The sequence below is a fragment of the Streptomyces synnematoformans genome (assembly GCF_039531005.1).
In the GTDB taxonomy this organism is placed as follows: Bacteria; Actinomycetota; Actinomycetes; order Streptomycetales; family Streptomycetaceae; genus Streptomyces; species Streptomyces synnematoformans.
In genome coordinates this window covers 1-11,630 of record NZ_BAAAPF010000233.1, presented here as the reverse complement: position 1 = coordinate 11,630, position 11,630 = coordinate 1, and the positions used below count along the sequence as shown (strand labels likewise).

Annotated in this window: 6 protein-coding genes; all 6 read left to right on the top strand. The window is 66.3% G+C overall.

Annotated elements, in window-relative coordinates; genetic code table 11:
* Positions 1-216: 216 nt before the first annotated feature.
* The 6 genes from ABD317_RS26765 (at position 217) to ABD317_RS26740 (ending at position 11,481) form a co-directional block, all read left to right on the top strand.
* Positions 217-1,596, top strand: coding sequence for a tyrosine-type recombinase/integrase (locus ABD317_RS26765; RefSeq protein WP_344292770.1), 1,380 nt, complete (start codon positions 217-219; stop codon positions 1,594-1,596).
* Positions 1,593-3,413, top strand: coding sequence for a hypothetical protein (locus ABD317_RS26760; protein WP_344292768.1), 1,821 nt, complete (start codon positions 1,593-1,595; stop codon positions 3,411-3,413). Before ABD317_RS26765 ends, ABD317_RS26760 begins: the two co-directional genes overlap by 4 nt.
* Entirely contained in the window at positions 3,410-5,620 is a 2,211-nt protein-coding gene (locus ABD317_RS26755; RefSeq protein ID WP_344292766.1) for a hypothetical protein, read from the top strand. Before ABD317_RS26760 ends, ABD317_RS26755 begins: the two co-directional genes overlap by 4 nt.
* Positions 5,617-6,117 (top strand): hypothetical protein, encoded by a 501-nt coding sequence (locus tag ABD317_RS26750; RefSeq protein ID WP_344292764.1) that lies wholly within the window; start codon positions 5,617-5,619, stop codon positions 6,115-6,117. The genes ABD317_RS26755 and ABD317_RS26750 overlap by 4 nt, the downstream gene beginning before the upstream one ends.
* A 742-nt stretch (positions 6,118-6,859) precedes the next feature.
* Positions 6,860-7,756, top strand: coding sequence for a hypothetical protein (locus tag ABD317_RS26745; RefSeq protein ID WP_344292762.1), 897 nt, complete (start codon positions 6,860-6,862; stop codon positions 7,754-7,756).
* Positions 7,756-11,481, top strand: a complete 3,726-nt coding sequence (locus ABD317_RS26740; protein ID WP_344292760.1) for a CHAT domain-containing protein — start codon at positions 7,756-7,758, stop codon at positions 11,479-11,481. Before ABD317_RS26745 ends, ABD317_RS26740 begins: the two co-directional genes overlap by 1 nt.
* The last annotated feature ends 149 nt before the right edge of the window (positions 11,482-11,630 follow it).

The following is an 11,630-nucleotide window of genomic DNA, read 5'->3' as shown; positions in this document are numbered from 1 at the left end:
TTATGTTGGCACTTCAATCTGTCTCACAGATCACGCAGTTACGTGGGTGCAACTGCTGTCTCAAGGGGCTACATGGAGCGCACAGGTACGTCGTCCGTCCTTGATGCCGAGGATGAGAAGGATCCGGTAGAGGAGGAAGATCAGGAAGCTGTCGTCCTGATGCACCGCACGTCGGCGGCACGGGCGAGCAGAGACTTGGGGTTCGACGCGTCCGCCGTGTTGGAACGGGCTGGCGTACGCGACGGCAAGCGGTTCATGCTCGGAGCCGATGGCTCTTACGACGTGCACCTGAACAGGTTCGGCCGGGAGCTGGACAGCTGGGGCGTGCGGTCGGACAACGGCCACAAGGGCTACATGCGCGACATCATGCTGTACTGCCGGTTCCTGCACGAGTCGCGGGGCGGGAAGTCGATCTGGGAGACCGACAGCGATGATCTGAGGGCGTACAAGGCGGTCCGGCTGCGGATGGAGGGCCCGGGCACGGTCTCGGCCTCCACCTGGCGGAGGTCGATCGCGGCGCTCGACAAGTGGGTGCAGTGGTCGCTCTACGAGGAGCTGCTGACGCGGGAGCCGTTCCGGTACGTCGACAAGACGGTCATGACGCCGCAGGGCCCGAAGCGGGTGCGGGTCAACGCCGAGTACGACGTGGACGACGACGAAGAGCCGCTGCGTATCGTGCAGTTTGTCGACTATCTGCTGTGGCGGAACGTCGGGCTGCGGGGCGAACTGCCCGACGGGCGTCCGGATCCGACGTGGCGGGGGCGGCACGACGAGCGCAACGCGCTGTTCGCGGACTCGCTCGTCTACACCGGGATGCGGCTCGGCGAGGGGGCGAGTCTGCTCACGACCGAGCTGCCGCCGGTGGCCGGCAGCCGGGTCCGGGGCGATGTCCATCTGTCGTCGGCGGTGACCAAGCGGCACAGGGCCCGGACGGTCTACGCGAACCTGCGGACGCTGCGGTCGTGGCACCACTACCTGGCCATCGAGCGGGACGCGGTGATGCAGCGGGCACGGGCTCGCGGGCACTTCGGGAAGGTCGAGGACTTCGTGCCGGTGCGGCGGGCTGGCCGGCACGCGCTGACCGTCGCGGGCAGCACCCGGGCCTGGTCGTATTCGAAGATCGGCGTCGAGCTACGCCGGAAGCTGTTCCGCGTCGATGCAGCGGGGCGCCCCCAGGAGCCGCTGGCGCTGTGGCTGGGTGAGGATGGCCAGCCACTGAAGCCGTCGACGTGGCAGTCCGCGTTCCGGCGGGCGAACGAGCGGTGTGCTTCGTTTGGGATCGACCTAGTGGTCACCCCCCACGTCCTGAGGCACGTTTTCGCTGTTCAGATGCTTGGGCTGATGCTCAGGCAGACCATCCGGGCACTCGGCCAGAGCGAGGACCGGCACTTCACGCGCGCCGAACTCAAGCGCCTGCTGTTCGGCAGCCCGATGCGCAAGCTGGCGAAGCTGCTCGGCCATGCGCAGGAGTCGACGGTCTACATCTACCTGGACCTGCTGGATGAGTTCCAGGAGATCGTGTTGTCCGCCCTCGCCGAGTGGGACGCGCAAGTCGCCGCCCTGGAGGCGGCCCGTGTGGAAGTGGAGGCAGTGTGAGCTCGCGGCGGGTCCGCTTCCCCGCGGTGCCGGATGTGTCCGCGCCGCCGGAACCAGTGCCGAGGATCGGACCGGTCGCCTTCACCTTGCGGTTTGACCACGAAGAGCATCACTTCGATCTGTCGCAGATGCCCTGTCTACGGCTGGTCCGCGCGCTGGCCGGTGTGCTCAGCGGGATCGGCGGCGACGAGGGGACGCGGCGCGGAGTGTATGCATTCCGTCGGATGATCACCTCCGTCCGATTGTTCGTGGGCTTCGTCGCCGCGGCCGAACAGACGGAGGCAGACGACCTCACGGCCGGCGACCTGGAGCCGGAACTGCTGGACGCCTTCGAAGAACACCTGGTCAACAAGTTCCCGGAGGGCAGCGGGCAGCCCTACACGATCCTGACGGACATCGTGCGGCTGCTGCGCGGCATCCACGCGGAGGACGGGGACATCTTCAGCGCAGAAATGCAGGCCCGGATCGGTTTCACGGCGACAACGGCGGAGCGTGCTGCGGGCAAACCGCTGGACGCCTACCCGCTGCCGGTGTTCGAGCGGATCGAAGCCGCCGCGCTGGTGGATGTGCGCGCGATTCGGGACCGGATCCTGCGTGGTGAGCGCCTGGCCGAGCGGGGTGAGGATCCCGAGACCGGCGGCTGGGGGCGGCTGGAGAACGTGCTCTGGTACATCACGCACCACGGGCCGCTCACCCCGGAGCACCGCCGACGGTACAAGGAGGTTGTCGCGCTGGGCGGCATCCGGCTGCTCAACTCGCATCTGTTCTTGACCAAGGCCGACATGGTGCCGTTTCTGTCCCTGCTGATCTGCCAGACCGGGCTGGAGCCCGAGTGCGCGAAGAAGCTACGGACCGACTGTCTGGTGAATCCGGCGCGCGGGTTCGTGAGCATCGCCTACGTCAAGAAGCGGGCCCGCGTCCACACGCACAAGACCATGCGCGTGGCGGACGGCGGGGCTCTCCACTTCCCGGGCGGCCTGATCCGGCTCGTGCTGCGGCTGACCCAGCGCGCGCGTGAGATTACCGGCTCGGATGGGCTGTGGAACGTGGTCATGGACAACGAGGTCCGCGCGGTCTATCTCCGCGGGCCAGGCCGCTCTCACATCAGTCGTGACGCAGGGGTGTGGATGGCCCGCCACGAGATCGACGAATTGGCGGACCGCGGGGGCGGCGCGGTGTCGATGGACATGCGGCGCCTGCGCAAGAGCCACAAGTCGCGGAACTACCTGCGGGCCGGCGGCATCCTCGACGACTTCGTCTCCGGCCACACCAAGGACGTCGCCGCCGGTCACTACGCGGATATCGAGGCTCACCGTGAGGTTCACGAACAGGCGGTCGAGAACGGACTGAGGGAAGCCCTCGACGCGTCGTTGGCCTCGCCGGTCGTGCTCGATGACGACGGAAGCCGCCTGGACGACGGCGGCGATGTGCTGCAACCGGAGGAAGTGCGGGTCGCACTCGGCACGGACAACGACGTGTGGCTCGCCTCCTGCCGCGACTACTACGACTCGCCCTTCGCGCTGAAGAAGGGAGCCGGGTGTCCCGTCGCCATCTGGGGCTGCCTGGAATGCCCGAATGCCGTGTTCACCACCCGGCACCTGCCCAGCCTGCTGTCGTTCCTCGATTTCCTGGAGGCGCAGCGCGAGGAGTACGCGACCGCAGAGTGGCAGGCCCGCTACGGGCTCCCTTGGGAGCGCATCGTCCACGGCATCCGCCCGAAGTTCAGCACGGAGCAGATCGCCACCGCGACCGTGATCGCCGAGGCCGCCGGGCCCCGCCTGTCACTGCCCACCCAGTTTCTGGAGCTCACCACATGACCCTCGCCCCTCAACTCGGCGTCGGCGCCGCCCCGGGCGTCGCGGACGACGAGTACGTGCTGCCCAAGCACCTCACCTCGAAGGGCACGGGCCGCGGGCCCCGGTTCGGGGAGACGGTCTGGGACCTGCGGCCCTTCGTCTTGCGTACCACCACCAAAGCCCGCCTGGACTTCTCCTCAGGTTTCGCCGACGAGATTGCTGTTCGCACAACCAAGGAATGCCTGTTCTCCCGCTTCCGACGCGGTATCCCCGCCAGCTACATGAGCGCCTCCCGGGTGAAACCGCTGAAGCTGACCGGGGCGGTCCAGGAAATGCACCGCCTGCGCGCGGTCCTGGCCGACCTGCGGGCGGTCGGGGCGTCTCGGCTTTCAGACGTTCGACGTGATCACCTGGTGGCCGTGCTCGACCAGTGGAAGACCGGGTCTGTCGAGACCGCGGCATGCCTGGTCACGACGCTGAAGCAGTTGTCCGCCCATGGGCCGTTCCTGAGCTGGGACCGGCTGACGATCCATCCTTGGCCGGGTCGCTCGGCCGCTGCGGTCGCCGGCCGGCCGCCCCGGTCGAAGGAGAACTCCACCGACCGCATCCCTGAGCACATCATGGCGCCCTACCTGCGGGGAGCCGTGTTCTACGTGACGACCGCCAGCAAGGACATCCTGGCGGCCCAGCGCATGCTGGAAGACCTGCGGGCGGCGGCGGAGCGCAAACCGTATGCCTACGGCCGGGGCCGGGCCATGTTCGCAACGCTTGCCGCCGAGCGCCGAGCCGCCGGCCGCGGACTGCCCGCGCTGCCGCCGGAGATGGCACACCTGAGGCCGGATGTGCCCGTGGTCGACGGTATCGTCCAGGCCCCGAACGTGGCGTTCATCGAGCTGCTGATCGGGGGGTACTCGGCGGACCCTGGGTTGCGGCGGATGATCGACGAGGCCGGGGGCGAATTGGGCTACGAACCCGGCGGCCTGGATTCGCCCATCTCGCCCTGGCCGGAGTCCGGCCGTCCCTGGCGCCCTCGGTTGGATCCGTTCAGCGTGAACATCGAGCTGCATTATCTGAGGACCGCCTGCTGGGCGGTGATCGCTTACCTCAGTGGTATGAGGGACTCTGAAGTGCGCGAACTCAGCCGCGATTGCGCGTTCACCGAGCCGGGGGACGACGGCCGCCCCCGCTACAAGATTCGCGGACGAGTCTACAAGCACCGCAAGCTCAGCGGGGACGAGTCCGAGTGGGTCGTGCTGGAGATCGTACATCAGGCCATCGAGGTGCTCCGGGCGATCAACAACTGCCCGCAGTATCTGTTCGGCTGGGGCCCTCGGGAGACCGGCTTCGCCCTGATGCAAGCCATCCCCGTACGGCTCCGCCGCTTCCGCGACCACCTCAATGGTCTCTTCAGCACCGACGAGGAGCTATTCGTCCCCAACGACACCAGCGCGGTCGAACTCGATGACGACCCGGACGCCGACAACCCCGACGGCAAGGAAGAGGCCGACGCCGAGGAGGACGCAGCGGAGTACGGCGAAGGGGTGCCGTGGGCCTTCACCACGGTCCAGTTCCGACGCACCGTGGCATGGCACATCGCGCACCAGCCGTTCGGCGTCGTCGCCGGAACACGCCAGTACCAACATGCCCGAACTGCCATGTTCGAGGGGTATGCCGGGACGTCGGAGTCCGGGTTCGCTGCCGAGGTGGCCAGCAACGAAGCGGCTGCCCGGCTGGACTACCTCGAAGACCTCTACCAGGACTGGAGCGACGGCGGCGCATCTGCTGGCGGGGCCGCCGAGCGAATCTCGGCGGAGTTCGAACGGATCCGCCGCGAACTCGGGGACCTGCCCGGTGTCGTATCATCCTCCGCCCGGCTGCGGACGATGCTGCAGCACCTGACCAAGACGCTTCACCCCGGAGTGCTCAACGACTGCTTCTACCAGGCTGCCACAGCCGTCTGCCGCAAGCGCGCCAAGGCCCTCGGCCGTCCCCTGCCACTGCACAACATGTGTCTGCACTGCCCCAACGCCCGCCGGTCGGCGGTGCACTTGCCCCGGCTCAGCACTGCACGGGACCAGGCCCTCACAGTGCTGGACCTGCCCAAGAAGCAACGCGAAGCTCTGCCCCGGCTGCAGGTGACCGCCCTGACCGATTACGCCACCGAACTCGATGAACTCATCCAAACCATCACCACGGACGACACCAAGGAAGGCGCGAAGTCGGTGTGAACGAAGAGACACGGCTGCGTATCCGGCACACCTTCGACCGGCTCTCGACCAGCGGCAAAGTGCTCACCGCCATCGACCGCACGCTGATGGAGGCGTTCGAGCGGCTGATGCACGGGCTGCCCGAACTCACCGACGGCAAGATCACGGTCGTGAACCTGTGCACCGAGGCCGGTGTCTCCCGCGCCTCCTACTACCGCTCGCCGGTGGCGCAGGCAGTGAAGGAGATCCTGGAGGCGCCGCAGACCCGCCGCCCGGAACCGGAGGAGTTGCGGGCGGAGGTTTCCCGGTTGAAGAAGGCGGAGCGTGAGCTTCGCAGCGAGCACGCCGCCGAGGTCCGCGAGCTGAGGGACACCGTGGCCACCTACGCCAACCAGATCCAGGTCCTGACCTTGCGCAACGCCGAACTGGAGACCCACAACGCCCGTCTCCTCGAACGGCTGCGGCAGTCCGGGGACAACGTCACGGCACTGCCGGTCCACAGCCGTTTCTCGCCCTGACCGGACGCCCCGACCTGCCGGTTCGCGTGGCCGCGAGACGCGGCAGGAAGGCGCTCGTTGCCGTCGTGCACTTACGCCACGGGCTTTATGCGACCTCCTCAGGTACACCACTGCGCCCCCCGGGGTCCGAGTACGACATGTTCGACGGCGGCATCATCTGCGGCGAGCTCCGGCGCCGCTGACCCTCACACGGGCAGGCGCCCGCCACAGACCGATACGGCAGGGAGGCCAGCCCACATCGATGACGTCGAGCTGTAGGCACCCTCGTGGAACGTGTCCGTGGGCGCCTGGCGGCCCCGCGGTTCCTTCCATCCTGGGCACCAACCGGTGGTGATTCCGTGCAGCCGTCGTTTGCTGCGCCTTCGCTCAACTATCCTGGCTTCATGGGGGATACAGAGCCGCAGTACCGCGCTTGGCTGTGCCAGCGCTACCTCTCGTTACGTGAGCTGGCCTTGGCGGACGGGACTGACGCTGTGACGGAACTCGAGGAGATCGCGCGCGCCGGGTCCGACGAGCCAGTGCGGGAACGCCTGTTGGCCCTGGCACACAGATTCGGCGTCGACATCAGCGTGTCGCCTCGTGTTGTGTCACTGCCCCGCCCACCGATCCCCCAGCACCTGGGCCACCTCTACGTGTGCCCCAACGGCGGCTGCGCCCGCAAGGAGGTACGTGCCCCGGGTGATTCGGTCCCGCTGTGCGCACTCTTCGAACATAGCCCCCTCGTGCCGCGGTCGGTATAGGCGTGGAGGCCGTCCTGCCCGTGCTGGCGAAGAAGTTCGCCGACACCTGGCTAACACTGCTAGTTCTGCCTGGGCTGCTGTACACGGCGGTGCTTGTGGTCGCCCACGCTGCCGGTCACCACGGCGCCCTGGACGGTGCACAGACACTCTCGGGACTCGAGAGCTTGGCGCGTGCCGCGCAGCGCTCGGGCTCCGCCGGGACGGTTCTGCTCCTCGTTGCCGCTGTGGCCGTATCGTCGGCAGCTGGTTATGCGGCGACTGCGCTCGGATCAGCCATCCAGTGGATATGGCTCGGAACTTGGGGCGGGGGTGGGTGGCTGGTGCGCCGTAGATCCCGCCGCTGGGATGCCGCTCACGACCGGTACGCCGCGGAGCTCCTGCGCCTTGACGGCCAGACGCCCCGCATCGATGCGGTGGCCGTGCGGCGGCTCGCTGAACTGGCCACGATACGCAACCGGATCTCGCTGGCCCGGCCGGCTCGCCCGACGTGGATTGGTGACCGGTTCGCCGCGGCCGAAATGCGGGTCTGGTCTGAGTACCGCATCGACCTCGGTTTCTGCTGGCCTCGGTTGTGGCTCGTGCTGCCGGAAGAGGCTCGTACGGAGTGCAGCGCCGCGCGGGCGGCGTTTGACTCGGCGAGCAGCCTAGCCGGCTGGGGGGCACTCTATTTTCTGGCTGGATGCTGGTGGTGGCCGGGCGCGGTCCTCGGCCTGGGGATGGTCCTGGTGGCATGGCGGAAGGGCCGCGATACGGCGACTGGGTTCGCTGACCTCATCGAGTCTGTCATTGATGTCTACGGCCCCGAACTCGGCCTGCGCCTTGGTGTGACAGCCGAACATCGGCCACTGGATACCGACGTGGGCGCGTCGATCAGCGCACAGATCCGAAAGGGAGCCTGATGGCATCGGAAGCACTGGAGCGGCTGGAGGACCGGCTGCGCGCCTTCAAGGAGGACTCCGACGGCAGTGTTCTCCTCTCGCCCATGGCGGTCCTGGACGCGGCGAACACGCTGGCAGACGCTTTGCACGAGAGTGCCGACTACAAAGTCTTTGAGTTCAGGTCGGAGAATCTCCACGCTGTGGGCTGGTTCTGCTGGCATCGCAAGGTGCTTCGAGGAACGCCCGTAGATTTCCATGAGCTGATGATCGGTCTGTTCTGCTTCTACGTCCTTGGCTTGGCAGATGGCACCGCCTCCCTGCCCTCCGGGGTAGAAGAGGTGATCCGCAAGATCTTCGGTGAACAGCCCGATCTGCCGGACATTGTCAGTGGCTTGACCGACAATCTGGCCCAGGCGGCGTTCACTTCAGACGATCCTCGGATCAGGGAGAGTCCGCTGGCCATCGAAGGCGCTGTGCTTTGTCTGCGCCTCATGCTTCAATTCCGCCCTCCCGGGCATCAGGACCACGCGCAGTGGCAGCGCTGCATGGGCGACCTGCTTCTGCTGCGCTCGGGAGCAGGCTCCCAGCACAGTCCTGACCCGGCCACGTTGGACCGTGCTGTCACCGCCTTCCGAGCCTCTCTCGACGACGCATCAGCGCGCAGGATCGAACAGGGAAGCCACCTGGTGGGGCTCATCTCCGCGCTGCTGACTTGGGAGCGAGCTACCGGGGAGCGGCACAAGGATCTGTCCGTGATAATTCCCCAAGCGCTGTCAGCCAGCCAGACGTACAGACCCCTCGACATCGGCCTCAAAGTGGAGATCTGTGGCCTTGCGATCGGCAGTCTCAAGTTGAGGAGCAGCTCGATTGGCTTCGGCGACAAGGTAATGGCGTTCCTAGAGCAGTTACTTCAGGCTGCCATCAATGCCCTCCAGAACTATGAGGCTGGCCACCTGCTTATCGCGAAAGCACGCCACTACCTCGGCACCGCGATGTTGTTCCAGGAGCAGAACCAGAAATCTGAAGTAGCGCTCGATGAGATCATTAGTCTGCTGACCCAGGCATGCCGGAAAATTCCCGTCGACGAATTCCACTACGGAAATGCACTGCACAATCTAGCGGCCGCATTCGACTTGCGCACCTCCATGTTCGACCCCTCGATCCAGAATCCGGACCTATCCATTCTCGACTTGCAAATCGATGTCCTTCGCCCCGCTGTCGATATCACACCCGATGTCGATGGATTCGTCCTCGGCCGCCTCGGCGCCGCCTACTTTCATAGATTCCTGGTCACCAGGCAACGGGATAGCAGCGATCTACAGGACGCGATCCGTTTCCTGGAGCGCGCCCTCGAAAAAGGTACGGGGAGTGCAGAGCAGGATGGCATGAACCACACAAGCCTGGTCAATTCCCTCTCGGCGCTCCTCAAGCGTAACGCTGCGGACATCCACCTCATCGACCGTCTCATCAGCCTCGCCCGACAGGCAAGTATGTTTCCAGATTCTGAGGAATCCAGGATGAATGAGGTGTTGGCCGACGCGCTATACGCACGGTATCGCGTTACGAGGGACAGAAACTCGGCTGCCGAGGCTGCACGCCTCTTGCGGAACACTGTCCGTACCCTTGATGCGGACGACCCAAATTATCTCGCCAACCGCTTTAGCGCACTCGCCAAGCTCTCGCTAGTCACCGGCAACCGTGACCTCTTCACTGAGCTGGCCATCGGCATGGAATCTACTGTGAACGAGAGGACCGCCGCCGAGAGGTTTGCCCTGCGTGCGAGGCAAGCAGAGCTGCTCGCCGAAGGAAGTAAGGCCGAAGGCGGCCATTTCGAGCTGAAGATGGCCATCCACCTCATCAAGGGTCTCCTCGCTGAGTCGGATTGCTCGGACGCTGATCGGAGCACGCTCTTGCCGTTGCTTGCTGACCTGCTCGTGCAGGGGCATCACGAGGGTCTGCCGGGTGATCTCAACGAAACGGTCGAAATTGCGCGTCAGGTCGTAGCAGCAGAGACACGCTCCAACGGCTTCTCTTACGGCCGCCAGTGCGCCACGCTGGGCCTGGCACTGAAGCTGCGCTTTGATCAAGACGGCAGAGCAGCGGACCGGAGCGAGGCGTACACCATGCTGGCCCGCGCTCGGGAAGTCAACGAGCTCACCCCCTCCGACCGGGTCAGCATTGACGCCCAACTAGGTCTCCTCGCCGCCGCTGGTGCCGACTGGCACACTGCGCTGTCGGCCTTCCGCCGAGCCCTCGGCCTGCTGCCGCAACTCGCATCCCCCCGCGGACATTTCCTGGACCAACAGCGTGAGCTGGTAGGCGGAGGCAACCTGGCGAGCGACGCGGCAGCCTGCGCCCTCAACACCGGTCTTCCCGAACTCGCCTTGGAACTGCTCGAACAGGGGCGCGGCATCCTGCTGGCCCGCAGCGCCGTGGGACATGCTGGCGACGCTACGACAGACCGCCTGGCCGCCGAACACCCACAGACGGCCCGCCGGTTCCAGGACATCATCGAGGCACGTGACACCGTGTGGCATGACAAACTTGCCGAAGCGGGGGGCGGGACGCATACCGGGAACCAGGCGGAGACCACGGGTGGCGAGAACTCCGACCGGCGGCACGAACTGGACGGGGCCTTCGAAGCGATCGTCGCAGAGATCCGCGCACTCCCCAGCTACGAGAACTTCCTGCGCCCCGTGCCCGCGGACCAGCTGCGACAGACCGCATCACAAGGACCAGTCGCAGTCATCAATATCAGCGCGTACCGTTGCGACGCCCTTCTCGTCACATCCACGGGCATCAGTGTGCTCCCTCTTCCTGACCTGACCGAGCAGCGCTGTCGGCAGCGTTTCCACGACCTCATGAGCGCGCAGTCGGCACGGCACTCTACCGACGCCCGGGAGCAGGCAGCGGCCAGTGAACGGATCCGGGACCTGCTGCACTGGCTGTGGCACGCAGTGGCCCGCCCCATCGCAGACGCCCTCACACTTACTCCACACGACGGCGGCTCGGCGCAGCGGATGTGGTGGTGCGCCACAGGACTGTTGTCCTTCTTGCCACTGCACGCAGCGGCCGACCGGGACGGCAACGGGTTCCTGCCCGATCTCGCCATCTGCTCCTACACTCCAACGCTCAGTGCGTTGCTCCAGGCCCGCCGCCGACCGATCCGCTCCGGCTCCTCCCTGGTCGTCGCGGTCCCGGATGGCCCGGGAGCAGCACCCCTGCCCGGTGTCCGGCACGAGGCTGAAGCCGTAGCCCAACTGCTCGGCGACGCACAGGTCGTCGAAGGGCCCACAGCCACGCAAGCGGAGGTGCTCCACCGCCTTGACGCCGACATCAACATCGCCCACTTCGCCTGTCACGCCAGCGCCGACCCCGGCAACGCGTCACGCAGCGCATTGCTGCTGCACGACGGCCCCCTTGTCATGCCTCAGATCGCCCGGCGGCGCGTCGGAGCGGCGAACATCGCCTACCTGTCCGCCTGCAGTACATCCCAGGGCGTTGTCGGTCTCACCGAGGAGGCCGCGCATCTGGCCGGCGCCTTCCAGCTAGCCGGATTCCGGCATGTGATCAGCACCCTGTGGCCGATCAGCGATGAAATCGCCGTCGAAGCCGCCAGTCTCGTCTATCAACGACTCAGCACCGTCGGCCCAGCGGAGGCCGTGAACCACACGGTCCGCGTCCTGCACACGAAGTACCCCAGGGTGCCGACCCTGTGGGCTGGCCTGCTGCATGCGGGCCCTTGAGCCGTTCCCCCTGCCCGGTGGTGATACACGATGCGGAGAGAGGCGTTGGACCGCTCTGAGATTGGTGCAAGCGGCGATGATCACGCCGCCAGGACGTAGATCAGCTGTGAGACACCTCGGCGTTGAGACAGGTTGACAGACCGCATAAC

Coding starts and splice junctions, on each gene's coding strand:
- ABD317_RS26755 (WP_344292766.1), top strand. CDS start 3,410: ATGACCCTCGCCCCTCAACTCGGCGTCGGCGCCGCCCCGGGCGTCGCG.
- ABD317_RS26740 (WP_344292760.1), top strand. CDS start 7,756: ATGGCATCGGAAGCACTGGAGCGGCTGGAGGACCGGCTGCGCGCCTTC.